The organism is Enterobacter sp. 296B2, from assembly GCF_034106185.1.
In the GTDB taxonomy this organism is placed as follows: Bacteria; Pseudomonadota; Gammaproteobacteria; order Enterobacterales; family Enterobacteriaceae; genus Enterobacter; species Enterobacter cloacae_N.
In genome coordinates this window covers 51,343-78,284 of record NZ_JAWNCA010000007.1, presented here as the reverse complement: position 1 = coordinate 78,284, position 26,942 = coordinate 51,343, and the positions used below count along the sequence as shown (strand labels likewise).

Here is a 26,942-nt window from a genome sequence, read left to right as displayed (position 1 = left end):
GGTAATCGCTAAAGCTTAACACATTCCCTTTTCAGGGAGTGCCTGTTTCCCAGCCACTTCGACAGGATGTGAATAACCCGTCAGGTACCCGGCCAAGCGTCACGTCGTGAGCTCCCTGCCAGCGCGCGAACTCGCTAATGGCGAACGTTAGCCCTTTTTCCAGGCTCGCAGTGACCCTGACGCCCTCTTCCAGATAAAGCGCAATGACTTCCAGCGTGCCGGTCTTGCGGTACATTTTGGCATCCATGCGGCCGACCAGTTGCCCCTTGTGCAGCAGCGGTAAAACAAAATAGCCGTACTGCCGCTTTGGCGCCGGGGTATAGCACTCCAGCCGGTAGCTGAAATCGAACAACTGCTCGGCGCGCTTTCTGTCCCAGACCACCGGATCGAAAGGTGACAACACCGCGCTGTGCGTTGCCCGGAGTTTCCCCTCCAGGGCCTCGGCCAGCAGAGGGAGGAGATCCGCATGCAGCCACATTTCTCCCAGCGTTTCCACCGTGACGGGAATGACTCGCTGTTCGCGCTGCCATATCTCCAACAGCGGCTTCAGCGCGGGCTGGCGAAGGCGGTAATAATCTGCCAGCCATTGCGCACGGAAAATACCCAGGCTGCGGGCGCTGTTTTCCAGCATGATAGCCTCGGCGGCCTCCTGAGTAAGCATGTCGCGCTCGTCGTCCCAGTGGGGCATCACGCGATGCGTCAGGTCATAAACGCGCTGAAAATTACGCCGTTCAATGACCATGACTTTGCCTGACGTGAATAATCCTTCCAGATGACGCTTGTGCGGTTTCCACTCCCACCAGCCGCTTGCACCTTTGCGGGGATGTTCAAAATCAGCGGAGCGAACGGGGCCCTTTTCCTGAATATGGCTGATAAGCTGCTCTATTTCGGCCGCGTGTTCCTGCATCCACGCCTGCCGGTATTTCCAGCCCATCTTTTCCGGGGCAAGCATACGGTGGCGCACCAGGGCAAAGTCGCTGCGGGGCAGGAAGCAGGCTTCGTGCGCCCAGTACTCCATCAGCTCCCCTTTGGAGAGCGCCTCATCCAGCCACTGCGAAGGATAACTTCCCAGACGGCTAAACAGCACCAGGTAAGGGCTACGGGCCACAATATTAATGGTGTCGATTTGGAGCAGTGACATGCGCTGGACGGTAGAGAGGATATCGGCAGGCTGCGCGCAGCGGCGGGGCTTTTTGAGCAGCCCCTGCGCGGCAAGGTGTAAATGACGTGCGGCTGAAAGCGAGAGTTGCGGTAAAGACATGCGTTTTCCTGTCAGTCAAAGCGCCACCAGAACCGCGTAAGTCTCTACTGCACCAACGCAATCAGTTCCTTGAGCAAGTGTTCCGGCTGTTCGCCGCTGAGTTCAGCGTCAACCGGCAGATACCACCAGTTTTCTTTCGCAAAGGCACGGCATTTCACCGCATCTTTTTCGGTCATGATCAGCGACTGTCCGGGCACGGTCAGGGCATCCACCTGCCCTTCCACCAGCGCCTGATGGTCGGCCAGCGGAACGCGTTTTTCAAGCCGGGCGCCACACTGCTCCAGCGTCGCGAAGAAGCGCGGCGGATGGCCAATCCCCGCCATTGCCACCAGTGAAGTTAGCTCAGCAACCGACCGGCGTTCACCCGTCGCCAGGTTGACCGCCAGACCCGGCTGCAGGTTCATCGGGATTTCACCCGATTTTGCCTCTCCACCGTTCACAATCACTGCATCAACGGACTTCAGTCGCGAAGCGCGTTCGCGCATGGGGCCAGCAGGCAGCCACCAGCCGTTGCCGAAACGGCGAACCCCGTCAATAACCACAATCTCTTTATCACGCGCCAGAGCGTAATGCTGCAGGCCATCGTCAGTGATGATGATTTGTACCGCCTGTTCGGCAAGCAGTGCCTGAACGGCGTCGCTGCGCACCGGGGAGACCGCAACCGGCGCGCCGGTACGCTGGAAAATCAATACTGGCTCATCCCCCGCTTCTGCGGTCGTGGTTTCCGCCGACAGAAGCAATGGGTAATGCGCCGCTTTGCCACCATAGCCGCGCGACACCACGCCGGGGCGAATACCGCGCTTTTGCAACTGCTCTACCAGCCAGATCACCACCGGCGTTTTGCCGTTGCCGCCCGCCGTGAGGTTACCCACCACTACAACCGGCACCGGCGCGCGCCAGGCGCGCTTGATCCCCAGACGGTAAAACAGGCGAATAGTGCCGCTCACCAGGCCATACAGCCAGGAGAGCGGCAAAAGCAGCAGCCACAGCGGAGATTCACCGGACCAGATGCGTGCAATCATTCGCCAAACTGCATTTTATGAAGCTGGGCGTAAACGCCGCGGTGTTCCAGCAGATCAGCATGGCTTCCGCGTTCAACAATGATGCCGTCCTCAACCACGACGATCTCATCCGCCTGCTCGATAGTGGACAGACGGTGCGCAATCACCAGCGAAGTACGGTTCTTCTGCAGTTCATCCAGCGCCGACTGAATCGCGCGTTCAGATTCCGTATCCAGAGCAGAGGTTGCTTCGTCCAGGATCAGAATCGGGCTATCGCGCAGCAGCGCGCGCGCAATGGCGATACGCTGGCGTTGACCGCCGGAGAGCAGTACGCCGTTTTCACCGATTATCGTATCCAGACCGTTATCCATCTTGTTGATAAAGTCCATTGCATAGGCCATACGCGCGGCGTTCTCAATCTGCTCGCGGCTGTACTCGTCAGTGCGCGCATAAGCAATGTTGTTGGCAACCGTATCGTTGAAGAGATGCACGTTCTGAGAAACCAGCGCAACCTGGTTACGCAGCGACTGCAGGGTGTACTCCCGCAGGTCGTGACCATCCAGCAAGATCTCACCTTCGTTAATGTCGTAGAAACGGGTGATGAGGCTGGCAATGGTGGATTTACCGGAGCCGGAGCGGCCTACCAGCGCAACGGTTTTACCTGCCGGAATCGTCAGGTTGATATTGCGCAGAGCCGGCGTTTCGCGGCCTGGATAGGTGAAGGTCACGTTGCGGAACTCAACGTCGCCGCGCGCACGCTCTACCTCGCGTTTACCTTCGTCTTTTTCCTGTTCGGAATCCAGAATGCTGAACAGCGTCTGGCAGGCGGCCATCCCGCGCTGGAACTGGGCGTTCACGTTCGTCAGGGATTTCAGCGGGCGCATCAGGGCGATCATAGAGGAGAAGACCACGGTGATGGTACCCGCCGTCAGTGTCTCCATTACGCTCGGGAAGCTTGCCGCATAGAGAACGAACGCCAGCGCCAGTGAGGCAATCAGCTGAATGATCGGGTCAGAGATGGAAGAGGCCGAAACCATCTTCATCCCCTGCAGACGCATTTTGTTGCTGACTTTGTCAAAGCGTTTGGTTTCGACTTCCTGACCGCCGAAGATCAACACTTCTTTATGCCCTTTCAGCATCTGCTCTGCGCTGGTCGTCACCTGCCCCATGGTGTTCTGCATATTTTTACTGATATTGCGGAAGCGCTTCGAGACGACACGGATAGCAATAGAAACTATCGGCGCCAGAACGATAAGGATGATCGACAGCTGCCAGCTGTAATAGAACATCATCGCGAACAGGCCGATGATCGACGCCCCTTCACGCACGACGGTAATCAGTGCGCTTGAGGACGAGGAGGCTACCTGCTCTGAGTCGTAGGTGATGCGGGACAGCAGCGTCCCGGTAGACTGCTTGTCAAAGAATGAGACCGGCATGCCCATCATGTGGCTGAACAGACGACGGCGCATGGTCATAACCACTTTCCCGGAAACCCAGGAGATGCAGTAGCTGGAGATATAGCTGGTGATACCACGTAAGATCATCAGCCCGATAACCACCAGAGGCATCCATAGCAACACTGAGCGATCCGTTTTACCAAAACCGTCATCCAGTAACGGTTTGAGGAGCGATAACATAAAAGTATCGCTGGCTGCGTTGAGAATTAACGCTACACCCGCCACGATCAGGCCTGCTTTAAAAGGTGCAATCATCGGCCAGAGTCGGCGGAAGGTTTGCCACGTGGAGAGATCTTTGTCGTTATGCATTCAAAAAACCAGCATTTGTTGAAATAGCCGCATATTCTACCCGTTATCTACGGGCGCGCCAAACCACTGATGATACCAACGTGGTAAAAATTGATCCCGCAAGCGCCGGATTTGCCAGCGATGGTGCGAAAACGTCACCGATATTTGCCCGGAATGGGGGGTATCGTGCCAGATATACCCCTCTTTTCGATAACGCCGGACCACTTTAGCCGACGGGAACCGCCATGCGTTGTAGCGGGCCGCTGAATCCAGCGCAATCTGTCCCTCCACCCGCTGTACCAGCGGCAATGATGACGAGGTATTGCTGCCGTGATGCGGTACCTGTATGAGTGTTGACGTAAGATGTTTCCAGTAATGGCTAAGCATAGCCTGTTCTGCCTGTGCTTCAATGTCTCCCGTCAGCAGAACGCTCTGCTCGCCGTCGTCAATTTTTACCACGCAGGAGTGATTGTTCCCCTGAGCCGGATAATTTTCAGGAGGCCAGTGGACGGAGAAGGTTAACCCTTGCCATCGCCATTTTTGCCCACGAAAACAGGGAAGATGCCCCGCCAGGCGCAGCGGACTTCTTACCCACGCCTCAGGCCATTCCTTTTGTAACGATGCAAGGCCTCCCGCATGGTCGAGGTGCTCATGGCTGAGAATAACCCCCTCTGGCCGCAGGTGATGCCAGCGCAGCCACGGTATAATTAACCGCTGCGCGCTATCCCCGCCCGGCCAGGCGAGCCCGGTATCATAGAGAATAGCTCTACCCTGCCGTTCAATGACCATTGCCAGCCCCTGCCCTACATCCAGCATATGTAGCGTCCAGGCGTCGCTTTTCGCCGTTCGCCAGAGGGGAAATGCCAGTAAGACAGTTCCAGCCAGACAAACGGCAGGAACGGTTTTCCAGGCACGAAAACGCCAGCCGATGATGATAAGCCAGGGCAGTAACGTCATGTACTGCCAGCGTTGATCCACACTCTGCCAGCCGTCTGGCAGGCGCATCAGCAGCCAGAACAACCCGGCAAGCGTCTTATCGGCCGTATACCAGATGCCGCTTTCCAGCCCCGCCAGTGGCAGCAGATGGAGCAGCATGCCAAGTAAAATCAGCGGTACGCAGACAAACGTCACCAGCGGAACGGCAAAGAGATTGGCGATCAATGATGAAATGCTAAAGCCATGGAAAATCAGAACCTGTAACGGCATGAGAAGCAACAGCATGCCGACCTGAAGATAGAGAAGGTTCAGCAGCGGCCGAATACGTCGAGCCCGTTGCCAGTCAGGAAGCGGTAGCCACTGAAACCAGAAAATCAGCGCGGCGACGGCAAATGCAGACAGAAGCAGACTCTGCGATAGTATGGCTAAGGGATCGCTTACCAGGATCGCCGCGACACAGCAGATCCACACCTGCCAGGGAGACCACTGCCGGGCACCGATGCGCAGCGCCGCCAGCATGGCAAGTGCGATGACCGTGCGTAGCGCGGGCGGCTGCAGGCCGGTCAGCCAGGCGTAGAAAGCGGCAAAGCATAACCCGGCCAGCAGAGGCATTTGCCAGTGGACACGATAGCAAGGTAATAAAAACTGAAGCCCGCGCGTGAGCAACCAGACGATGGAGGCCGCCAGCGCGATATGCAGGCCCGAAATCGCCATCAGATGCAGCGTGCCGGTTTCACGCATCAGGTCTTTTATTTCTCCTGGAACATCCAGACGTTCCCCCATCCCCAGCCCGAGGATCACCGCGCCCCAGCGATAAGCAGAAAGTCGGTTTTGCAGCGACGTCAGGTATTGCGCTCGCAGACTGCAACGCCCATCGACGAGTTCTGCATGGGTAAAGCGCCCGCTCAGCGTTTGATGGCGGGCAATAGCGCTGCGCTGGGGATCATACCCTCCGTCGTTCAGTTCGCCGTGAGCCGGCCTGAGCCTGAGGGTCATTGCCCAGCGCTGACCGGCACACGCTTTCTGCGGCAGATAATGACCATAAAGCGTTACGCCCGTTGACGCCCACCAGCGCTGGCCATCAACGGTGAGTATTTTTCCCTGATGCACAGTGGCACCATCAGTGGCGGCGATTTCTACCTCGGCCTGTACGGCACCTGCGGTTAAATGCTGCATCGGCCAGACGCTCTCTTGCGCAGCCAGAATGCCCCACACGCAAAAGAGCAGCGTAAGCCCCACATACTTCAGCCGTACGTTTTGGCGTGCGGCCAGTGCAGCCCCGCCAGCCATCATTATCCACACGGTATAACGCGATGGCAGTTCGGGTAACCAGAGTAACGGGGCTATCGCCAGAATGGCGCAGATACCTAAAGCGGGAATTCCCATTGCTACCTCCCTGTTTCAGGGTGGCAGTATGCTAGCGGGTGGTGCGGGTCGTCAGGTAAGAAGAATGCGATTTACAGCAAGCGCAGCAATGTATTTTATGCGTTACAGAAAACGAAACGGAAAATGCGGGGCACCTTCAGAAAGAAAGCGACGGGTACAAAAAAAGCACCCGCAGGTGCTTTCTTTCGAACCCAGTTTAACCGGCAGGCTAAACTCAGTTGCCGTAAATATTGGCGCGATCGCGCAGCTCTTTACCCGGCTTAAAGTGTGGAACGTACTTACCTTCCAGCTCGACTTTATCACCAGTTTTCGGGTTACGCCCGGTACGTGGAGCACGATAGTGCAGAGAAAAACTACCGAAACCGCGGATTTCAATGCGCTCGCCCTGGGCAAGAGTGGAGGCCATATGCTCCAGCATCTCTTTTACGGCATCTTCCACTGCCTTGGCAGGGATATGCGGTTGCTGACTGGCAAGTCTTTCAATCAATTCTGACTTGGTCATGATTCCTCCGGTTCCTTTCAAACCAATTAGCTGAACAACTCATTAAACAAGGGCGGCCGTAGCCGCCCTTTGTTATTGATTACAGGACGAATCCTGCAATCTGTCAAGTCTGCTCCTCATCCTTCGCGCTGTAAATGCGTTACAGCTCAAATGATGCCGAGAACCTGATATTACTCGCCTTTAGCTGCTTTGAAAGCTTCAGCCATTGCGTTGTTAGAGAAGTTTGCATCTTCCTGTTTGTTAACAGTTGCGATTGCATCTTTCTCATCAGCTTCGTCTTTAGCACGAACAGACAGGCTGATTGCACGGTTCTTACGGTCAACACCAGTGAACTTAGCTTCAACGTCGTCGCCAACGTTCAGAACCAGAGTGGCATCTTCAACGCGGTCACGTGAAGCTTCAGAAGCGCGCAGGTAACCTTCAACGCCGTCAGCCAGTTCTACGGTTGCGCCTTTAGCGTCAACTGCAGTCACTTTACCGTTTACGATTGCGCCTTTCTTGTTCAGTGCAACCCAGTTGTTGAACGGATCTTCTGCGAGCTGTTTAACGCCCAGAGAGATACGCTCACGCTCTGCGTCAACCTGCAGAACAACTGCAGCGATTTCGTCGCCTTTTTTGTATTCACGAACTGCTTCTTCGCCTGCAACGTTCCAGGAGATGTCAGACAGGTGAACCAGGCCATCGATGCCGCCGTCCAGGCCGATGAAGATACCGAAGTCAGTGATAGACTTGATTTTACCTTCAACACGGTCGCCCTTGTTGTGGGTTTCCGCGAACTGCTGCCATGGGTTGTTTTTGCACTGTTTCAGGCCCAGAGAGATACGACGACGTTCTTCGTCGATATCCAGAACCATCACTTCCACTACATCACCAACGTTAACAACTTTGGATGGGTGGATGTTTTTGTTGGTCCAGTCCATTTCGGAAACGTGCACCAGGCCTTCAACGCCTTCTTCGATTTCAACGAAGCAGCCGTAGTCGGTCAGGTTGGTTACGCGACCAGTCAGTTTAGTACCTTCTGGGTAACGCTTAGCGATAGCTACCCATGGATCTTCGCCCAGCTGTTTCAGGCCGAGGGATACACGAGTACGCTCGCGGTCGAATTTCAGCACTTTAACAGTGATTTCGTCGCCCACGTTCACGATTTCGCTTGGGTGCTTAACGCGTTTCCACGCCATGTCGGTGATGTGCAGCAGGCCATCAACGCCGCCCAGGTCAACGAATGCGCCGTAGTCAGTGAGGTTCTTAACGATACCTTTGACTTCCATGCCTTCCTGCAGGTTTTCCAGCAGCTGATCGCGTTCTGCGCTGTTTTCGGATTCGATAACGGCACGACGGGAAACAACAACGTTGTTACGCTTCTGGTCCAGCTTGATTACTTTGAACTCAAGCTCTTTGCCTTCGAGGTGCAGGGTGTCACGGACTGGACGAACGTCTACCAGTGAACCTGGCAGGAACGCACGAATACCATTCAGCTCAACAGTGAAGCCACCTTTAACTTTGCCGTTGATAACACCGACCACAGTTTCAGCTTCTTCGTAAGCTTTCTCCAGCGTGATCCATGCTTCGTGACGTTTAGCTTTCTCACGAGACAGCAGGGTTTCGCCGAAGCCGTCTTCTACTGCGTCCAGAGCAACGTCAACTTCGTCACCAACCTGGATTTCCAGCTCGCCCTGGGCGTTTTTGAACTGCTCAGCCGGAATGGCGGACTCAGATTTCAGACCGGCGTCAACCAGTACTACGTCTTTGTCGATAGCAACAACAACACCGCGAACGATGGAACCCGGACGGGTTTCGATTTCTTTTAAGGATTCTTCAAACAGTTGAGCAAAAGATTCAGTCATGTTTAATCTTCAGGTTAATATTAACGTCCACCTGGCTCCGTGCCGGATGGGGTTGTTTCACATACCCGCCGTCAGTCCATTGCAGCGGGGGTACTGCTAAATCGGTCGCAATTACGCGAGTGCCAGTTTTTGGCGCGCATATTGTAGCGCTTTTTCAATCACTTGCTCAATAGTTAAACTGGTTGAATCCAGTACTAAAGCATCTTCTGCAGGAACAAGTGGTGCGACGGCGCGGTTACGATCGCGGTCATCGCGCTCTTTTATCTCGGATAAAAGGCGATCAAAGTTAACACTAAACCCCTTTTCCTGCAACTGAAGCATGCGGCGTTGAGCACGCTCTTCCGAAGAGGCGTCAAGGAAAATTTTTACTGGTGCATCAGGAAATACTACGGTTCCCATGTCGCGTCCGTCAGCGATCAGACCCGGGGCTTCACGAAACGCACGCTGCCGACGTAGCAGCGCCTCGCGAACGCGTGGGAAAGCGGCCACCTGAGAGGCCGCATTAGCGACTTCCTGCGTACGGATTTCGCCGCTCACGTCTTCACCTTCCAGAATCACTTCCAGGTTGCCATCGGTGGAAACAAAACGCACATCCAGATGCGCAGCCAGCGGTACCAGCGCTTCTTCAGAGGCGACATCCACATGATGATGCAGCGCAGCCAGCGCCAGCACGCGATAGATTGCTCCCGAATCTAAAAGATGCCATTGCAATGCTTCCGCCATCGCTTTGCACAGAGTACCTTTCCCTGCGCCACTCGGCCCATCAATGGTGATTACCGGGGCAATTGCCGTCATCTTTTTCTCCTTAAATAAGGCATACCGTTAACATGAACGCCGCGCATTATACGCGCCAACGTGCGCAACTGTTACCTTTGCGTGCAAATTGCGGAATGATTGAAGCAGAGTGTAGAAGAAATGAGCGGGAAAGATCGTCAGGAAGCGTAAGGAAATGCCGCATCAGGTGATGCGGCAGGTATTCATTATGCCAGGGTGCTAATGCGCGCCAGCTGTTCGAAATAGTCCGGGAAGGTTTTTGCCGTACATTTCGGATCGAGAATGGTCACAGGGGTATCGGACAGCGCCACCAGCGAGAAACACATCGCCATACGGTGATCGTTATAGGTCCCGATTTCCGCAAACTGCAGTTTTGCCGGAGGGGTAACGCGAATGTAATCTTCGCCCTCTTCTACCTCAGCGCCGACTTTACGCAGCTCTGTCGCCATTGCGAACAGGCGGTCCGTCTCTTTTACGCGCCAGTTGTAGATGTTACGCAGCGTGGTGGTGCCTTTGGCAAACAGCGCCGCCGTGGCAATGGTCATCGCCGCATCCGGGATATGGTTCATGTCCATGTCGATGGCGTTCAGCTCGCCGCGGGTACAGGAGATGAAGTCATCGCCCCAGGTGACAATAGCGCCCATTTTTTCCAGCACGTCCGCAAAACGAATATCGCCCTGCACGCTGTTGCGGCCAATGCCGGTCACTTTTACCGTACCGCCTTTAATCGCCCCCGCGGCCAGGAAGTAGGACGCGGATGACGCATCCCCTTCCACCAGGTAGTTACCCGGAGACTGATACCGCTGTGCCCCGCGCACCACGAAGCGCTGGTAAGACTGGTTTTCCACCTCAACGCCGAAGGTTTTCATCAGGTGCAGCGTGATATCAATATACGGTTTGGAGACCAGCTCACCTTTAATCGTGATAACCGTATCCTGTGGGGCCAGCGGCGCGGTCATCAGCAGTGCCGTCAGGAACTGGCTGGAGACGCTGCCGTCAACCTCGACGTGACCGCCGGTAAAGCCCCCGCGCAGACGCAGTGGCGGATAATTTTCCTGCTCCAGATAGTCAATCTGCGCGCCGCCCTGACGCAGGGCATCTACCAGATGACCTATCGGACGCTCTTTCATACGCGGCTCGCCGGTCAGCACGATGTTGTTGCTCCCCAGGCACAGGGCCGCCGCCAGCGGACGCATCGCGGTACCCGCGTTGCCCAGAAACAGCTCAAGCTCTTCACTCGCCTGCAGTGCGCCGCCGTTGCCGGTCACTTCGCAGCGGGTACGATCGTCAGAGAGTGTGTAATGAACGCCCAACGCTTTCAGCGCATTGAGCATATGGCGCACGTCATCGCTGTCCAGCAGGTTAGTGAGGACGGTGGTGCCGTTTGCCAGAGCTGCCAGCAGCAGAGCGCGGTTCGAGACACTTTTTGAACCAGGCAGATTGATGGTGCCATCTACCCGCGCGATAGGTTGTAACGTCAGGGATTCCATGAAAACTAAACTCTCAACTCAACATAATAAAAACCCCGCAGGGACGCTGCGGGGGTGAAAAACAGCAAATTAACCGTGACGACGTTCAAAGTCGATCATGAAATCCGTCAGGGCCTTAACGCCTTCCAGCGGCATCGCGTTATAGATAGAGGCACGCATGCCGCCCACCACACGGTGGCCCTTGAGCGCGTGCAGGCCTGCCGCGAAGGACTCTTCCAGGAACACTTTGTCCAGGCTGCTGTCCGCCAGCTGGAATGGCACGTTCATGCGGGAACGGTTAGCTTTCGCTACATCGTTGCGGTAGAAATCGCTCTTGTCGATCACGCCATACAGCAGTTCGGCTTTCTGCTGATTCACCTTGTCCATCTGCGCCACGCCGCCGTTTTGCTTCAGCCATTTGAAGACCAGGCCGGAGAGGTACCAGGCAAACGTTGGTGGGGTGTTGAACATGGAGTCGTTATCGTTCAGCACGGTGTAGTCGAGAATCGACGGGCAGGATTTATGCGCTTTACCCAGCAAGTCTTCACGCACGATGACGATAGTCAGACCCGCAGGACCGATATTTTTCTGCGCGCCCGCATAGATAACGCCGTAGCGGCTGACGTCAAGTGGCGCAGACAGAATGGTGGAGGAGAAGTCGGCGGCAACCACAACATCTTTGCCAAAGTTTGGCGTCTCGTCGATGGCAATCCCGTCAATGGTTTCGTTCGGGCAGTAGTGAAGATAGGCGGCGTTATCAGAAAGCTGCCACTCGCTCATAGGCTTCACGGCGCGCAGGCCGTCAACGGTCACTTTGGCATCGATAACATTCGGCGTGCAGTATTTATGCGCTTCTTTAACGGCGCTTGCCGCCCAGTAACCCGCGTCAACGTAGTCAGCCGTCGTTTTGTCACCGAGGATATTCAGCGGTACGCCTGCAAACTGACCGCGGCCGCCGCCGTGGCAGAACAATACTTTGTAGTTCGAGGGAATATTCAGCAGATCGCGAAAATCCTTTTCTGCCTCTTCGGCCACCTGAATAAACTCTTTACCACGGTGGCTGATTTCCATCACCGACGTACCCAGACCGTTCCAGTCACACAGCTCCTGTTGAGCTTGTTTAAGCACGTCTGCCGGTAACATTGCCGGACCTGAACTGAAATTAAAGACTTGAGCCATTTCCCCTCACCACGCTAAAAGCCATAAGTTATAACTGTGGATATCGGTTTTATCATTCAGTGACACGCGCCGCAATGTCTAAAACTTATGACCGGGGAAATGTGCCCCGCGTCACACAAAACATTCTGCCGCCTCGATACGACAAAACCGACAAAATGGCTGTCAGGTAATACGTTTGGCCCGGCTAACCTTCGTCCATTCCGGATTTGCACAGCGGGGGCATAATTGACGCTCCCCTGGCTGCATCGCGACAACATGGCTACATCTTACGCAAGCATACTCGCCTGATTCAGGTACCGTTCTGAAACGCTCTATGAGCATATCCGGCAGGATACACAGTCCCGGCTTCACCTCGTCGTCAGAATAGTAATAGACGCTGATTTGGCCGTTGGTTTCCATAATCGCCAGACGCACCTGCCCCAGTTGCTCAACGCTGTTCAGGCGAAGCTCCATAAAGAACTCAAACTCGGTCATATTGGCGCTTTGCACATTTTGCCAGGCCAGTTGGCCGTCCTCGACGATAACCACCGGCTTCCCTTCGAACAGATCTTCCAGCTTTTCGCTTTTCGACATCAGCCACATGACAAGACGGTAAAGTAGCGCCAGCGAGACAAAAACGATAAACACCGGCACCATCGGCACATCGTCATAAAAGGCGACGTCTCCCGCCGCCGAGCCCAGCGTCAGAATGATCAGCACTTCAAACAGCGACATCTGCCGAACGCCGCGACGGCCGGTGATTTTAAGAAACAGGAAGACGAGTACGAAGGTATACAGGCTGCGCAGCGCCACTTCGCCCAGAAATTCAGGAGGAACTTTATCAAACGCCATCCGCTGGAGATCAAATGCTTTCATTTTTCTATGCCTTAACAGTCAGTTACTGTCACTAAGCATAGCCCAGCCATTTATTTTCGCCGGAGATAGCACCCGTCACGCAAAACCCGTATCATTGCGCGCTTTACGTACGATAAAAGTGAACGCCATGACTCAAACGTTTATCCCCGGCAAAGACGCCGCTCTGGAAGATTCCATCGCTCGCTTCCAGCAGAAACTGACCGACCTGGGCTTTAACATCGAAGAAGCCTCCTGGCTCAACCCGGTGCCTCACGTCTGGTCCGTGCACATTCGCGACAAAGACTGCGCGCTCTGCTTTACCAACGGTAAAGGCGCGACGAAAAAAGCGGCACTGGCCTCTGCGCTGGGTGAGTATTTTGAGCGTCTGTCCACCAACTATTTCTTTGCTGACTTCTGGCTGGGTGAAACCATCGCCAACGGTCCTTTCGTTCACTATCCGAACGAAAAATGGTTCCCGCTGACCGAAGACGACGAACTGCCGGAAGGGATCCTCGATCAACGCCTGCGCGCTTTCTACGATCCAGAAAACGAACTGACTGCCAGCATGCTGATCGATCTGCAGTCGGGTAACGAAGATCGCGGTATCTGCGCCCTGCCGTTCACCCGTCAGTCTGACGAGCAGACCGTTTATATTCCGATGAACATCGTCGGCAACCTGTATGTGTCCAACGGCATGTCCGCCGGTAACACCCGCAACGAAGCGCGCGTTCAGGGCCTGTCTGAGGTGTTCGAGCGTCACATTAAAAACCGCATCATCGCTGAATCCATCAGCCTGCCGGAGATCCCGGCGGACGTGCTGGCGCGCTACCCGGGCGTGGTGGAATCCATCGCGAAGCTGGAAGCGGAAGGTTTCCCAATCTTTGCCTACGACGGCTCGCTGGGCGGTAAATATCCGGTTATCTGCGTCGTGCTGTTTAACCCGACTAACGGCACCTGCTTTGCCTCCTTCGGCGCGCATCCTGACTTCGGCGTGGCGCTGGAGCGTACCGTGACCGAGCTGCTGCAGGGCCGTAGCCTGAAAGATCTCGACGTGTTTACCCCGCCAACGTTTGACGATGAAGAAGTGGCCGAGCATACCAACCTCGAAACCCACTTCATCGACTCCAGCGGTTTGATCTCCTGGGATATGTTCAAGCAGGACGCGGACTATCCGTTCGTGGACTGGAGCTTTGCCGGTACCACGGAAGAAGAGTTCGCCACGCTGATGGCAATCTTCAACGCCGAAGATCAGGAAGTCTACATTGCCGACTACGAACACCTGGGCGTTTACGCGTGCCGCATCATCGTGCCCGGCATGTCCGACATCTATCCGGCGGAAGATTTGTGGCTGGCTAACAACAGCATGGGCGCGCACCTGCGTGAGACCCTGCTGTCCCTGCCGGGCAGCGAGTGGGAGAAAGAAGATTATCTCAACCTGATCGCCCAGCTGGACGATGAGGGTCACGATGATTTTACCCGCGTGCGCGAACTGCTGGGTCTGGCGACCGGGAAAGACAACGGCTGGTACACCCTGCGCATCGGCGAACTGAAAGCGATGCTGGCGCTGGCGGGCGGCGATCTGGATCAGGCCCTGGCCTGGACCGAATGGACCATGGAGTTTAACCAGTCGGTCTTCTCCGCCGAGCGCACCAACTATTACCGCTGTCTGCAAACCCTGTTGCTGCTTGCACAGGAAGACGATCGCGAGCCACTGCAGTACCTGAACGCTTTCGTACGTATGTACGGTGCTGAAGCGGTTGAAGCCGCCAGCGCGGCGCTGAGCGGTGAAGAGCCGTTCTACGGTCTGCAGGCAGTTGACAGCGATCTGAAAGCCTTCCCGGCGCATCAGTCTCTGCTGAAGGCCTATGAAAAGCTGCAGAAAGCAAAAGCCGCTTACTGGTCAAAATAAGCGCACATAACATTAACAGCAGTAGGCGTATTCAATCGTCTGGGCTATATTACGGGGCAATTTCATTGCCCCGTTTTTTATTCTCTTCGGCAATGATTATTGATTGTAATAATAAAGTTAAACATGGGTAAATATAATAATATTTGCCTGGGCTTTATTGTTACTTTTTATGGTAAATACCCCATATTAATTAACTGTTTCGAAGGGGGCCGAACGAAAAAATTCAACTCTTTTCATAACTTTTAAAATTTATTTTTATACGGATAATCAAATACTTACTCCGCATTTGTTGTAAAACCATACACACTGCGGGCCTATAAGCCAGGCGAGATATGATCTATATCAATTTCTCTTCTATAATGCTTTGTTAGTATCTCGTCGCCGACTTAATAAAGAGAGAGTTAGTGTGAAAGCTGACAACCCTTTTGATCTTTTACTCCCCGCCGCGATGGCAAAAGTTGCCGAAGAAGCGGGTGTCTATAAAGCAACGAAACACCCGATGAAGACGTTCTATCTGGCGATCACCGCAGGTGTGTTCATCTCAATCGCTTTCGTCTTCTACATCACCGCCACCACCGGTACTGCCGGAATGCCTTTCGGCATAGCTAAACTGATTGGCGGTATTTGCTTCTCACTGGGCCTGATTCTCTGCGTCATCTGCGGCGCCGACCTCTTCACCTCAACGGTGCTGATTGTCGTGGCAAAGGCCAGCGGAAGAATTACCTGGGGTCAACTGGCGCGCAACTGGCTTAACGTCTACGTTGGTAACCTGATTGGCTGTCTGCTCTTTGTTCTGTTGATGTGGCTCTCAGGCGAGTATATGACCGCCAACGGCGGCTGGGGCCTTAACGTCCTGCAAACTGCCGACCACAAAATGCACCATACATTTATCGAAGCCGTTGCTCTCGGCATCCTCGCAAACCTGATGGTCTGCCTGGCGGTCTGGATGAGCTACTCGGGTCGTAGCCTGATGGATAAAGCCATGATTATGGTTCTGCCGGTTGCGATGTTTGTTGCCAGCGGCTTTGAGCACAGTATTGCGAATATGTTCATGATCCCGATGGGGATTGTTATCCGCAACTTTGCAAGCCCGGAGTTCTGGACCGCAGTTGGTTCATCCCCGGAAAGTTTCTCTCACCTGACTATTATGAATTTCATTACTGATAACCTGATCCCCGTCACTATCGGGAACATTATCGGTGGGGGTCTGTTAGTTGGGTTGACATACTGGGTCATTTACCTGCGTGGCGACGATCATCATTGATGGTTTTCTCAGGCAGTAAATAAAAAATCCACTTAAGAAGGTAGGTGTTACATGTCCGAGCTTAATGAAAAGTTAGCCACAGCCTGGGAAGGTTTTGCGAAAGGTGACTGGCAGAATGAAGTAAACGTCCGCGACTTCATTCAGAAAAACTATACCCCGTATGAAGGTGACGAATCCTTCCTGGCTGGCGCAACTGATGCGACCACCAAGCTGTGGGACAGCGTAATGGAAGGCGTTAAACTGGAAAACCGCACTCACGCGCCAGTTGATTTTGACACCTCCGTTGCTTCCACCATCACTTCTCACGATGCTGGCTACATCAACAAAGCCCTTGAGAAAATCGTTGGTCTGCAGACTGAAGCACCACTGAAACGCGCAATCATCCCGTTCGGTGGTATCAAAATGGTTGAAGGTTCCTGCAAAGCGTATAACCGCGAGCTGGACCCAATGCTGAAAAAAATCTTCACCGAATACCGCAAAACCCACAACCAGGGCGTATTCGATGTTTACACCAAAGACATTCTGAACTGCCGTAAATCTGGCGTTCTGACGGGTCTGCCAGATGCATATGGTCGTGGTCGTATCATCGGTGACTACCGTCGCGTTGCGCTGTACGGCATCGACTTCCTGATGAAAGACAAGTACGCGCAGTTTGTTTCCCTGCAGTCCGATCTGGAAAACGGCGTAAACCTGGAAGCGACTATCCGTCTGCGTGAAGAAATTGCTGAACAGCACCGCGCACTGGGTCAGATCAAAGAGATGGCTGCGAAATACGGCTGCGATATCTCTGGTCCTGCAACCAACGCTCAGGAAGCTATCCAGTGGACCTACTTCGGCTACCTGGCTGCGGTTAAGTCTCAGAACGGTGCAGCAATGTCCTTCGGTCGCGTGTCTACCTTCCTGGATGCGTACATCGAACGTGACCTGAAAGCAGGCAAAATCACCGAGCAAGACGCTCAGGAAATGATTGACCACCTGGTCATGAAACTGCGTATGGTTCGCTTCCTGCGTACCCCTGAATACGATGAACTGTTCTCTGGTGACCCAATCTGGGCAACAGAATCAATCGGTGGTATGGGCGTTGACGGCCGTACGCTGGTTACCAAAAACAGCTTCCGCTTCCTGAACACCCTGTACACCATGGGTCCTTCTCCGGAGCCGAACATCACCGTTCTGTGGTCTGAAAAACTGCCTCTGAACTTCAAGAAATTCGCCGCTAAAGTGTCCATCGACACCTCTTCTCTGCAGTACGAGAACGATGACCTGATGCGTCCGGACTTCAACAACGACGATTACGCTATCGCTTGCTGCGTAAGCCCAATGGTTGTTGGTAAACAAATGCAGTTCTTCGGTGCGCGTGCAAACCTGGCGAAAACCATGCTGTACGCTATCAACGGCGGCGTTGATGAAAAACTGAAAATGCAGGTTGGTCCTAAGTCTGAGCCAATCAAAGGTGACGTGCTGAACTATGACGAAGTCATGGAGCGCATGGACCACTTCATGGACTGGCTGGCTAAACAGTACGTCACTGCACTGAACGTTATCCACTACATGCACGACAAGTACAGCTACGAAGCCTCTCTGATGGCGCTGCACGACCGTGACGTTATCCGCACCATGGCGTGTGGTATCGCTGGTCTGTCCGTTGCTGCTGACTCCCTGTCTGCAATCAAATACGCGAAAGTTAAACCAATTCGTGACGAAGACGGCCTGGCCGTAGACTTCGAAATCGAAGGCGAATATCCGCAGTTTGGTAACAACGACGCTCGCGTTGATGACATGGCAGTTGACCTGGTAGAACGTTTCATGAAGAAAATTCAGAAACTGACTACCTACCGTAACGCTATCCCGACTCAGTCTGTTCTGACCATCACCTCTAACGTTGTGTATGGTAAGAAAACCGGTAACACCCCAGACGGTCGTCGTGCTGGCGCGCCATTCGGCCCAGGTGCTAACCCAATGCACGGTCGTGACCAGAAAGGTGCGGTTGCCTCTCTGACCTCCGTTGCTAAACTGCCGTTTGCTTACGCGAAAGATGGTATCTCTTACACCTTCTCTATCGTGCCAAACGCGCTGGGTAAAGACGACGAAGTGCGTAAAACTAACCTCGCGGGTCTGATGGATGGTTACTTCCACCACGAAGCGTCCATCGAAGGTGGTCAGCACCTGAACGTGAACGTAATGAACCGTGAAATGCTGCTCGACGCGATGGAACACCCTGAGAAATATCCTCAGCTGACCATCCGCGTATCTGGCTACGCAGTACGTTTTAACTCCCTGACTAAAGAACAGCAGCAGGACGTTATCACCCGTACTTTCACTCAGTCCATGTAAGTGGAATTGACTGAAATCACGCGTTAAAAAGCGTACAATAAAGGCTCCACGCAAGTGGGGCCTTTTTAACACCCTCGCTTCATCAGTCTCTTTTGTCCGCTATCTATACTCTATGGATAACAGCCAAAACAGACTCGACATAGCCTTTGAGCTGTGCAACTACACAGGCCCCCGGATGGGCCAAATTCGGAGATATCACCGCAATGTCAACTATTGGTCGCATTCACTCCTTTGAATCCTGTGGTACCGTCGATGGCCCGGGGATCCGCTTTATTACCTTTTTCCAGGGCTGCCTGATGCGCTGCCTGTACTGCCATAACCGTGATACCTGGGACACGCACGGCGGTAAAGAAGTCACCGTGGAAGATTTGATGAAAGAGGTGGTGACCTACCGCCACTTTATGAATGCGTCCGGCGGTGGCGTGACCGCGTCCGGCGGTGAAGCTATTCTGCAGGCTGAGTTTGTCCGCGACTGGTTCCGCGCCTGCCGTAAAGAAGGTATTCATACCTGTCTCGACACCAACGGCTTTGTGCGCCGCTACGATCCGGTTATTGATGAACTGCTCGAAGTGACCGATCTGGTGATGCTCGATCTCAAACAGATGAACGATGAGATCCACCAGAATTTGGTTGGCGTTTCTAACCACCGTACGCTGGAGTTTGCCAAATACATTGCCGACAAAGGCATCAAAACCTGGATCCGCTACGTTGTAGTTCCCGGTTGGTCAGATGACGATGATTCCGCGCACCGCCTGGGGGAATTTACCCGCGACATGGGCAACGTCGAGAAAATTGAGCTTCTGCCCTATCACGAACTGGGTAAACACAAATGGGTGGCGATGGGCGAAGAGTACAAACTCGATGGCGTGAAGCCGCCGAAGAAAGAGACGATGGAGCGCGTGAAAGGTATTCTTGAGCAGTACGGTCACAAGGTCATGTATTAAAGAGAAGGCCCGGTGAGAACCGGGCCTTTTTATATTCTATTTAAAGACGCCGTTAATAACGGAAGTCACAATCGCCGTACTCAGCGCAATTAAGACCAGATCGTCACCCACGACGCGCCATTCATAGCCAGGGTAGGAAGGAAGCTGGCCGAGCATAGACGCTGGCACAGTTTTCTTCGCAATGCCCGGAGGCAGTGGTTTACCGCGAGCGAGGTTTTTTGCAATACCCGGAGGCAGAGACTCATAGCCCGTTAAGCCGTAATTCAGTGCCAGGTGGCGGGCATGATCGAAGCTCACGCGAGCATCAACGTCATTACCGACATCTTTGCTGTTTTTGAAGCTCTTATCCGATTTTCCAGGGTTATCCTGTCCGCTATTTTGCTTATTACCATGGTTACCGGAGTTACCAGAATTCCCGTTACCATGATTGCCGCCATTACCTTGTCCGCCACCGTTTCCGTGACCACCGCCGTTCCCGTTACCAGGATTAGCCATGACCGGAGCCGTTGCAAACGTTAAAGACAACACTACGGCAAGTGCGGTAGTGGAAAAACGACGTATAGACATGATTGTTGCCTTTTAGTGGTAGAACTCATTTGAATTATCGCCAGGCGGGAAAAACAAACAATACGTAAAAGTCTTATATGTGACAGGGATAAAAAAGCCTGTCATAGACAGGCTTTTATTTAATCAGGCGTGAGCCACAGGCGTTGGATGCTCGCCCGCTTTACGCAGCAGCATTAAGAGATAAATAAACGACACGCTGGCGATCATGATAAACAATAAATTATCGGAATAATTCTGCATCAGCATCGCGGTAAACGTCGGCCCTAATAAACTGCCGATGGTATAGCTCAGTAACAGCGCCTGATTCATTGCCACCAGTTGGTGATGTTCAACTTTCTCACAGGCCCAGGCCATCGCGACCGGATAGAGCGTAAAGCCGGCAGCCCCCAGAATAAACAGCGCGGGCGCCATCGCGGCGTTGCTGAGCATGGCGAGGCATCCCATGATCACCACGAAGACCTGAACGCGCAGCACCAGCAGACGACCAAAGCGGTCCGCCAGGCGGCCAATCGGCCACTGACCCACAATACCCGCGCTCACCATCACCGCCATCCAGAAGCCGATTCCGGAATCACTGACCCCCTGATGGTTCAGGTAGAGCGGCATCAGGCCGTAGAGCGAGCCCAGTACAATCCCTGAGATAATGCAGCCGTTAACGCCCAGACGCGCCTGACGGAGTCTCAGCATTTGCCAGACGTGGGTCGCTTCCTGATGTTCGCTGTTTTGGTTCACAATGCGCGTAAAGAGCAGCGGCAGGATCGCCGCCAGCACCATGCCAGTCACCCACGGCAGCACACTCATCAGGTCGGTTGGCAGCTTGCTGACCATCAGTTGACCCAGCACGGTGCCGACGTAGTAAACCATCATGTAGGCCGCCAGCAGACGTCCGCGGTTGCGGGAGGTGCCGCTGCACATCAGCGCACTTTCAACCACCACCCAAATCATCGCGCAGCCGATACCGGCGATAAAGCGCCACGCCATCCAGCTCCAGAAGCCGACCATCAGGCCCAACCCGGCGCACCCGGCAGCAAAAATCAGCGAGGCCAGATAATAGCTGCGATTAAAGCCGAAGCGCTTAATCAGGCTCCCGGTTAATAACGTGCCCAGCAGGTTCCCGGTGAAAAAGGACGAGCTGACCATACCCACCTGCCAGGTCGGTAAGTTTTCATGGGCGAGCCACAACGGGACGAGCGTGTTTAACACTGCGATCGCCAGGGTCAACAGAAGCAGGCCACAGAGCAACAGGAGCACTGGCCGGGTATAGGTGGTCATGGATTAAAAACCGTGAGGAAGTTCAGATTTCGTGCGCATCATGCCACTGGCAAAAACAAAGTCAATCCACTGATTTAGCTGGCTCGCACAATATGTTCCCTGTCGATTTAAAAAACTTATCCTGCTAATGCAGCGCCTGCTATAGATATTAATTATGTGTCTGTTTTTATTTATTAATGACCGAAATTAAAACAAAACGACAGTCGAAAAATTTCATGATCGAAAAAGAAAAAGCCGGGCACTCAGGCCCGGCTTGATATAACTAAATGCAACGTTAACTGGCGATAGCCATACCAACGGTCATATGCAACTCGTAGAAAATGCCGCGACCAATCAACTCCCCTGCCAGTACCAGCACAAAGGCCAGTGACAGCAGCGGCAGCGCGGGCTGATAACCTTTAAGCTGAGGAGCGATCCAGAATACCAACGCCGCGACCAGCAGAACGATGCGCCAGGCCATCAGAGAACCGTAATCAGGAACCAGGGCGGACGCCTGCTGAATGGAGCTGTGAATAGTTGCCAGCTCAGCCCCCTGCATCAGAGCAACCATCGCACTCACCACCAGCGCCAGCAGCGAAACGGCGGGCAGAAGACGCATTGCCCACCCGTCGATACCCGCCACGCGCAGCAGCAGGTAGCCCAGCAACGGCCCGCCGATAAACATCGTCAGGAAGAAGCTCATCGGCGTCCAGACGCTGTACCAGGTTGGGACGGTATCGATGGTGTTATAGACGCGCACCATCATCCACACGAACACTACTCCCAGCACCATGGTGACGATCAGCCACAGGCTTCGCAGACCCGCAGGCAATTTCTTCATCGCGGCCAGCAGCCAGCCCAGCCCGCCGACGGCAAAGAAAATTGCCCCGCTCGCAATCTCGTTACTGAGGGACGACGCTCCTACGCGGTTCAGAGAGTTAAACGCGCGCATCGGCGAACCCAGGTGCAGCGTGGAGGCGATAAAGCCAATTCCCATCAGCACCCACAGGCCAAACATGCTCAACACCAGACGCTGCTGCTGTTCAGCGTTGAGATCGCCTTTCAACAGCGCCAGCGCGAGTACGATGAAGCCGCCCGCCACGCACTGACCAAAGACAGTGAAGATCATCAGCGGCCATTCATGCCATCCACTTCCCATCTTACACCTCCTTCGGATTTGCCAGGTAGCCGGTGGTGTCACCCGTCGGACGGCTGTTGGCGTTAGGTTTAATGACAATACTCGGCTTCGTGAAGTGCGCTGACGGCAGCGGTGCCACTGCGGCAAGCTGACCGTGTTTTTGTCGCAGCTCTTCAACAGGACCAAAGTCCAGCGCGCGGAGTGGACAGGACTCGACGCAGATGGGTTTCTTACCATCCGCTACGCGGCTGTGGCAGCCGTCGCACTTGGTCATATGCCCTTTGGCGGCGTTGTACTGCGGCGCGCCGTACGGGCACGCCATATGGCAGTAGCGGCAGCCGATGCAGACATCTTCATCCACCACCACAAAACCGTCTTCCCGCTTGTGCATCGCCCCGCTCGGGCAGACCTTGGTGCAGGCCGGATCTTCACAGTGGTTACAGGCAATCGACAGGTAATATGCAAAGACGTTCTGATGCCAGACGCCGTTATCTTCCTGCCAGTCGCCCCCGGCGTATTCGTAGATGCGGCGGAAGCTCACATCCGGAGTAAGATCTTTGTAATCTTTACAGGCCAGCTCGCAGGTTTTGCACCCGGTGCAACGGCTGGAATCAATGAAAAATCCATACTGGGTTGTCATCGGTTACTCCTTAAACCTTTTCAACCTGGACAAGGTTTGTGTGGGATGGGTTGCCCTTCGCCAGCGGCGACGGACGTTGCGTGGTCAGCACGTTAATACTGCCCGCCTGGTCGATGCGGTTGGCATCGGGGCTGTACCAGGCCCCTTCCCCCAGCGCCACCACGCCTGGCATCATGCGCGGCGTCACTTTGGCCTCAATGTGTACCTCGCCGCGACCGTTGAAGATACGCACGCGATCGCCATTGCCGATGCCGCGAGCTTTGGCATCCATCGGGTTGATCCACATCTCCTGACGGCAGGCGGCTTTCAGTACGTCGACGTTGCCGTAGGTGGAGTGCACTCGCGCTTTGTAGTGGAAACCGGTCAGCTGCAGCGGGAATTTCGCCGTCAGCGGATCGTTATAGTTTTCAAAACCAGGCGTGTAGATCGGCAGCGGATCGATAACGTCCCCTTCCGGCAGTTCCCAGGTCGACGCGATTTTTGCCAGCTCTTCGGAGTAGATCTCGATTTTGCCCGATGGCGTGGTCAGCGGATTCGCCTGCGGATCTTCACGGAACGCTTTGTACGCCACGTGGTGCCCTTCCGGATCGCGCTTTTTGTACATACCCTGCTTGCGGAAGGTATCGAAATCCGGCAGGTCAGGGATCGCTTTACGGGAAAGTTCATGTAGATGGCGCATCCACCCTTCCTGAGTACGTCCCTCGGTAAACTGCGGCTCAACGCCAAGACGTTTCGCCAGCTCAGAGGTCATCTCATAGATGGTTTTACACTCGAAGCGCGGTTTAATCGCCTGGTCGGTAAAGATCACGTAGGACATGTTGCCGCAGGAGGCGTCCAGCGCGAAATCCATCTGCTCAGAGGCGGTGCAGTCCGGCAGCAGGATATCGGCATATTTCGCCGAGGAGGTCATGTGGCAGTCAATCACCACAATCATCTCGCACTTCTTGTCATCCTGCAGGATTTTATGGGTGCGGTTGATTTCAGAGTGCTGGTTGATGAGACAGTTACCGGCATAGTTCCAGATCATCTTGATCGGCACGTCCAGCTTGTCCTTGCCGCGCACGCCATCGCGCAGGGCGGTCATTTCCGGGCCGCGTTCGATCGCATCGGTCCACATAAACATGGAGATGCTGGTCTGAACAGGGTTATCCAGCGTCGGCATACGTTCAAACGGCACTTCATAAGAGCCTTCACGCGCGCCGGTGTTTCCGCCGTGAACGCCCACGTTACCCGTCAGAATAGAAAGCATTGAGATGGCACGGGTCGCGATTTCGCCGTTCGCATGACGCTGCGGTCCCCAGCCCTGGCTGATATAGGCCGGTTTGGCTGAGCCAATCTCACGCGCCAGCTGAACAATACGCTCCACCGGAATACCGGTGATGGTGGAGGCCCACTCGGGCGTTTTCGCCACGCCATCGCTGCCCTGACCGAGAATATACGCCTTGTAGTGACCGTTAGCCGGCGCGCTGGCGGGCAGGGTTTTCTCGTCATAACCGACGCAGTATTTATCCAGGAAAGGCTGATCGACGAGGTTTTCGGTGATCATCACCCACGCCAGCGCGGAAACCAGCGCCGCATCGGTACCCGGACGGATTGGGACCCACTCGTCTTCACGTCCGGCACCGGTGTCGGTATAGCGCGGATCGATGATGATCATGCGAGCATTGGATTTTGCGCGGGCCTGTTCCAGGTAGTAGGTTACCCCGCCGCCGCTCATGCGGGTTTCGCCCGGGTTATTGCCAAACAGCACGACCAGCTTACTGTTTTCGATATCAGACGGGCTGTTGCCGTCCGCCCAGCCGCCGTAGGTATAGTTGAGACCCGCTGCAATCTGCGCGGAAGAGTAGTCGCCGTAGTGGTTGAGATAACCGCCGCAGCAGTTCATCAGGCGCGCCACCAGCGTTTTACCCGGCGGCCAGGAGCGGGTCAGCGTGCCGCCGAGCGTCCCGGTGCCGTAGTTCAGGTAGATGGATTCGTTGCCGTACTCTTTGATAAGGCGCTGCATATTGGTGGCGATGATGTCGTAGGCTTCATCCCAGCTAATACGCTCGAACTTCCCTTCCCCACGCTTACCGACGCGCTTCATCGGATACTTCAGGCGGTCCGGATTATACACGCGACGACGCATGGAGCGACCGCGCAGACAGGCGCGAACCTGATGTAACCCTTCGTAGTTATCGTCCCCGGTATTGTCGGTTTCGACATATTTAATTTCACCATCCACTACATGCATACGCAGCGGACAACGGCTACCGCAGTTTACGGTACAGGCACTCCACACCACTTTTTCCGGAGCTGAGGCTGGGGACAGTGCATCTGCCGCCGACGCCAGTCGGGTGAAAGGGAGCGTGAAGGCACTACTGGCTACGGCCAGGCCGCCAATTGCCGTGGTTTTCATCAACCCACGGCGAGTGACCTCGGCAGCCATTAACGCTTCAGGCGCGTTGATTTTCATAAAGACTCACTTTGGTTGCTCACAAAGAAATGAGAGGCGGCATAGACCGCTATATAGTTTTATTTATAACGAATTTCTTCGTTATCAGCTTTTTATGCTGACTTTCATTCGGAAGAGTATTACTACTTTAGAGGGAGAGGTTATTGCTTCGTATCAAATCAAAGGCATAAAAAAAGCGCCCTGAGGCGCTTTTTTGTTTTAAGACAAATTATCAGCCGATGTACTGCTGGCCTTTCATGTATGGACGCAGCACTTCAGGGATCTCGATGCGGCCATCTGCCTGCTGGTAGTTTTCCAGCACGGCAACCAGCGTACGGCCAACGGCCAGACCAGAGCCGTTCAGGGTATGCACCAGACGGGTTTTCTTGTCAGACTTGCTGCGGCAGCGTGCCTGCATGCGGCGCGCCTGGAAATCCCAGACGTTAGAGCAGGAGGAGATCTCACGGTAGGTATTCTGCGCAGGTACCCAGACTTCCAGGTCGAAGGTTTTGCAGGCACCAAAGCCCATGTCACCAGTGCACAGCGCCATACGACGGTACGGCAGACCCAGCAGCTCCAGCACTTTCTCAGCGTGGACGGTCATCTCTTCCAGCGCGTCCATGGACTCTTCCGGACGAACGATCTGCACCATCTCAACTTTGTCGAACTGGTGCATACGGATCAGACCGCGCGTGTCACGACCGTAAGAGCCCGCTTCAGAACGGAAGCACGGAGAATGTGCTGTCAGCTTAATTGGCAGGTCATCTTCGTCGATGATCTCATCACGTACGAGGTTGGTCAGCGGTACTTCCGCGGTTGGGATCAGCGCGTAGTTGCTGCTGTCTGCCTCTTCGTCCAGCGGGCGGGTATGGAACAGATCGCCGGCAAATTTCGGCAGTTGGCCCGTGCCGTACAGCGTATCGTGGTTAACCAGATACGGAACGTAGGTTTCGCTGTAGCCATGCTGTTCGGTGTGCAGATCCAGCATGAACTGCGCCAGCGCGCGGTGCAGATGGGCAATCTGGCCTTTCATCACCACGAAGCGAGAACCGGTCAGCTTAACCGCTGCCGCAAAGTCCAGGCCCGCGTGCATTTCGCCCAGCGTCACGTGATCGCGCACCTCGAAGTCGAACTCGCGAGGCGTGCCCCAGCGTTTCACTTCAACGTTGTCGTTCTCGTCTTTGCCGACAGGCACGCTGTCGTCAGGAATGTTCGGGATCGCCAGGGCGATATCACGAATTTCGGCCTGAAGAACGTCCAGCTCCGCTTTCGCCTGATCCAGCTCTTCACCCAGTTTGTTCACTTCCAGGCGTAATGGCTCAATATCTTCCCCGCGCGCTTTCGCCTGGCCAATGGATTTCGATCGAGAGTTACGCTCTGCCTGCAGATTTTCAGTTTGTACCTGCAGAACTTTACGACGCTCTTCAAGAGCGCGCAGCTTATCTACATCCAGCTTAAAGCCCCGGCGTGCCAGTTTTTCAGCGACTGCGTCTGGCTCATTACGCAGCAGATTGGGATCGAGCATGCTTA

At 54.5% G+C, this 26,942-nt stretch carries 20 protein-coding genes; 4 read left to right on the top strand and 16 right to left on the bottom strand.

Annotated features, from left to right (window positions below; genetic code table 11):
- Nucleotides 1-31: 31 nt before the first annotated feature.
- The 10 genes from URZ40_RS07455 to URZ40_RS07410 form a co-directional block, all read right to left on the bottom strand.
- Nucleotides 32-1,261: a winged helix-turn-helix domain-containing protein gene (locus tag URZ40_RS07455; RefSeq protein WP_320720200.1), complete on the bottom strand. Its 1,230-nt coding sequence runs from the start codon at nt 1,259-1,261 to the stop codon at nt 32-34.
- Nucleotides 1,262-1,305: 44 nt separating this feature from the next.
- Nucleotides 1,306-2,283 carry a tetraacyldisaccharide 4'-kinase gene (gene lpxK / locus URZ40_RS07450; protein WP_302218971.1) on the bottom strand — a complete coding sequence of 326 codons (978 nt, stop codon included), beginning with the start codon at nt 2,281-2,283 and terminating at the stop codon, nt 1,306-1,308.
- Nucleotides 2,280-4,028, bottom strand: a complete 1,749-nt coding sequence (gene msbA / locus URZ40_RS07445; RefSeq protein ID WP_166710643.1) for a lipid A ABC transporter ATP-binding protein/permease MsbA — start codon at nt 4,026-4,028, stop codon at nt 2,280-2,282. The genes lpxK and msbA overlap by 4 nt, the downstream gene beginning before the upstream one ends.
- A 36-nt stretch (nt 4,029-4,064) precedes the next feature.
- Nucleotides 4,065-6,329, bottom strand: a complete 2,265-nt coding sequence (locus tag URZ40_RS07440) for a ComEC family protein (protein ID WP_320720199.1) — start codon at nt 6,327-6,329, stop codon at nt 4,065-4,067.
- Between the two features lie 214 nt (nt 6,330-6,543).
- Nucleotides 6,544-6,831, bottom strand: a complete 288-nt coding sequence (ihfB, locus tag URZ40_RS07435; RefSeq protein WP_008499965.1) for an integration host factor subunit beta — start codon at nt 6,829-6,831, stop codon at nt 6,544-6,546.
- Nucleotides 6,832-7,001: 170 nt separating this feature from the next.
- A complete protein-coding gene (rpsA, locus tag URZ40_RS07430; RefSeq protein WP_008499966.1) occupies nt 7,002-8,675 on the bottom strand; it encodes a 30S ribosomal protein S1 in 1,674 nt (557 codons plus the stop codon).
- Between the two features lie 111 nt (nt 8,676-8,786).
- Nucleotides 8,787-9,470 carry a (d)CMP kinase gene (gene cmk, locus URZ40_RS07425; RefSeq protein ID WP_024907794.1) on the bottom strand — a complete coding sequence of 228 codons (684 nt, stop codon included), beginning with the start codon at nt 9,468-9,470 and terminating at the stop codon, nt 8,787-8,789.
- 185 nt (nt 9,471-9,655) lie between these two features.
- Entirely contained in the window at nt 9,656-10,939 is a 1,284-nt protein-coding gene (gene aroA / locus URZ40_RS07420) for a 3-phosphoshikimate 1-carboxyvinyltransferase (protein WP_233002288.1), read from the bottom strand.
- A gap of 69 nt (nt 10,940-11,008) precedes the next feature.
- Nucleotides 11,009-12,097, bottom strand: a complete 1,089-nt coding sequence (gene serC / locus URZ40_RS07415) for a 3-phosphoserine/phosphohydroxythreonine transaminase (RefSeq protein WP_163328591.1) — start codon at nt 12,095-12,097, stop codon at nt 11,009-11,011.
- A gap of 162 nt (nt 12,098-12,259) precedes the next feature.
- On the bottom strand, nt 12,260-12,952 hold the full coding sequence (locus tag URZ40_RS07410) for a DUF421 domain-containing protein (RefSeq protein ID WP_116340962.1): 693 nt from the start codon (nt 12,950-12,952) through the stop codon (nt 12,260-12,262).
- 127 nt (nt 12,953-13,079) lie between these two features.
- On the opposite strand from URZ40_RS07410, the gene ycaO reads away from it, so the two are divergent.
- The 4 genes from ycaO (at nt 13,080) to pflA (ending at nt 19,382) form a co-directional block, all read left to right on the top strand.
- The gene (gene ycaO / locus URZ40_RS07405) at nt 13,080-14,840 is read left to right on the top strand and encodes a 30S ribosomal protein S12 methylthiotransferase accessory factor YcaO (RefSeq protein WP_162874956.1); all 1,761 of its coding nucleotides are present in this window, start codon (nt 13,080-13,082) and stop codon (nt 14,838-14,840) included.
- A gap of 406 nt (nt 14,841-15,246) precedes the next feature.
- Nucleotides 15,247-16,104 (top strand): formate transporter FocA, encoded by an 858-nt coding sequence (gene focA / locus URZ40_RS07400; RefSeq protein ID WP_162874957.1) that lies wholly within the window; start codon nt 15,247-15,249, stop codon nt 16,102-16,104.
- A 51-nt stretch (nt 16,105-16,155) separates the two neighbouring features.
- Complete coding sequence (gene pflB / locus URZ40_RS07395; RefSeq protein ID WP_023338210.1) at nt 16,156-18,438, top strand: formate C-acetyltransferase; 2,283 nt, start codon at nt 16,156-16,158, stop codon at nt 18,436-18,438.
- Between the two features lie 203 nt (nt 18,439-18,641).
- Nucleotides 18,642-19,382: a pyruvate formate lyase 1-activating protein gene (gene pflA / locus URZ40_RS07390; RefSeq protein WP_014883212.1), complete on the top strand. Its 741-nt coding sequence runs from the start codon at nt 18,642-18,644 to the stop codon at nt 19,380-19,382.
- A 36-nt stretch (nt 19,383-19,418) separates the two neighbouring features.
- Here pflA and URZ40_RS07385 read toward each other — a convergent pair whose 3' ends face one another.
- From URZ40_RS07385 to serS, 6 genes are all read right to left on the bottom strand, one after another.
- Nucleotides 19,419-19,949 carry an anti-virulence regulator CigR family protein gene (locus tag URZ40_RS07385; RefSeq protein ID WP_316380046.1) on the bottom strand — a complete coding sequence of 177 codons (531 nt, stop codon included), beginning with the start codon at nt 19,947-19,949 and terminating at the stop codon, nt 19,419-19,421.
- Nucleotides 19,950-20,072: 123 nt separating this feature from the next.
- Nucleotides 20,073-21,221 (bottom strand): MFS transporter, encoded by a 1,149-nt coding sequence (locus URZ40_RS07380; protein WP_320720194.1) that lies wholly within the window; start codon nt 21,219-21,221, stop codon nt 20,073-20,075.
- 274 nt (nt 21,222-21,495) lie between these two features.
- Nucleotides 21,496-22,359, bottom strand: a complete 864-nt coding sequence (locus tag URZ40_RS07375) for a dimethyl sulfoxide reductase anchor subunit family protein (RefSeq protein WP_316380044.1) — start codon at nt 22,357-22,359, stop codon at nt 21,496-21,498.
- Nucleotide 22,360: 1 nt separating this feature from the next.
- Nucleotides 22,361-22,978, bottom strand: a complete 618-nt coding sequence (locus tag URZ40_RS07370) for a DMSO/selenate family reductase complex B subunit (RefSeq protein ID WP_116340970.1) — start codon at nt 22,976-22,978, stop codon at nt 22,361-22,363.
- Nucleotides 22,979-22,988: 10 nt separating this feature from the next.
- Entirely contained in the window at nt 22,989-25,433 is a 2,445-nt protein-coding gene (gene dmsA, locus URZ40_RS07365) for a dimethylsulfoxide reductase subunit A (protein WP_320720192.1), read from the bottom strand.
- A 211-nt stretch (nt 25,434-25,644) separates the two neighbouring features.
- Nucleotides 25,645-26,937, bottom strand: a complete 1,293-nt coding sequence (gene serS, locus URZ40_RS07360) for a serine--tRNA ligase (protein ID WP_320720191.1) — start codon at nt 26,935-26,937, stop codon at nt 25,645-25,647.
- Between the last annotated feature and the right edge of the window lie 5 nt (nt 26,938-26,942).

Bases quoted from the DNA above. Each gene is read 5' to 3' on its own strand.
- cmk (WP_024907794.1), bottom strand. From the start codon at position 9,470: ATGACGGCAATTGCCCCGGTAATCACCATTGATGGGCCGAGTGGCGCA.
- URZ40_RS07440 (WP_320720199.1), bottom strand. From the start codon at position 6,329: ATGGGAATTCCCGCTTTAGGTATCTGCGCCATTCTGGCGATAGCCCCG.
- pflB (WP_023338210.1), top strand. From the start codon at position 16,156: ATGTCCGAGCTTAATGAAAAGTTAGCCACAGCCTGGGAAGGTTTTGCG.
- ycaO (WP_162874956.1), top strand. From the start codon at position 13,080: ATGACTCAAACGTTTATCCCCGGCAAAGACGCCGCTCTGGAAGATTCC.
- URZ40_RS07370 (WP_116340970.1), bottom strand. From the start codon at position 22,978: ATGACAACCCAGTATGGATTTTTCATTGATTCCAGCCGTTGCACCGGG.
- msbA (WP_166710643.1), bottom strand. From the start codon at position 4,028: ATGCATAACGACAAAGATCTCTCCACGTGGCAAACCTTCCGCCGACTC.
- serC (WP_163328591.1), bottom strand. From the start codon at position 12,097: ATGGCTCAAGTCTTTAATTTCAGTTCAGGTCCGGCAATGTTACCGGCA.
- URZ40_RS07375 (WP_316380044.1), bottom strand. From the start codon at position 22,359: ATGGGAAGTGGATGGCATGAATGGCCGCTGATGATCTTCACTGTCTTT.
- pflA (WP_014883212.1), top strand. From the start codon at position 18,642: ATGTCAACTATTGGTCGCATTCACTCCTTTGAATCCTGTGGTACCGTC.
- lpxK (WP_302218971.1), bottom strand. From the start codon at position 2,283: ATGATTGCACGCATCTGGTCCGGTGAATCTCCGCTGTGGCTGCTGCTT.
- ihfB (WP_008499965.1), bottom strand. From the start codon at position 6,831: ATGACCAAGTCAGAATTGATTGAAAGACTTGCCAGTCAGCAACCGCAT.
- serS (WP_320720191.1), bottom strand. From the start codon at position 26,937: ATGCTCGATCCCAATCTGCTGCGTAATGAGCCAGACGCAGTCGCTGAA.
- dmsA (WP_320720192.1), bottom strand. From the start codon at position 25,433: ATGAAAATCAACGCGCCTGAAGCGTTAATGGCTGCCGAGGTCACTCGC.
- URZ40_RS07380 (WP_320720194.1), bottom strand. From the start codon at position 21,221: ATGACCACCTATACCCGGCCAGTGCTCCTGTTGCTCTGTGGCCTGCTT.
- URZ40_RS07410 (WP_116340962.1), bottom strand. From the start codon at position 12,952: ATGAAAGCATTTGATCTCCAGCGGATGGCGTTTGATAAAGTTCCTCCT.
- aroA (WP_233002288.1), bottom strand. From the start codon at position 10,939: ATGGAATCCCTGACGTTACAACCTATCGCGCGGGTAGATGGCACCATC.
- URZ40_RS07385 (WP_316380046.1), bottom strand. From the start codon at position 19,949: ATGTCTATACGTCGTTTTTCCACTACCGCACTTGCCGTAGTGTTGTCT.
- URZ40_RS07455 (WP_320720200.1), bottom strand. From the start codon at position 1,261: ATGTCTTTACCGCAACTCTCGCTTTCAGCCGCACGTCATTTACACCTT.
- rpsA (WP_008499966.1), bottom strand. From the start codon at position 8,675: ATGACTGAATCTTTTGCTCAACTGTTTGAAGAATCCTTAAAAGAAATC.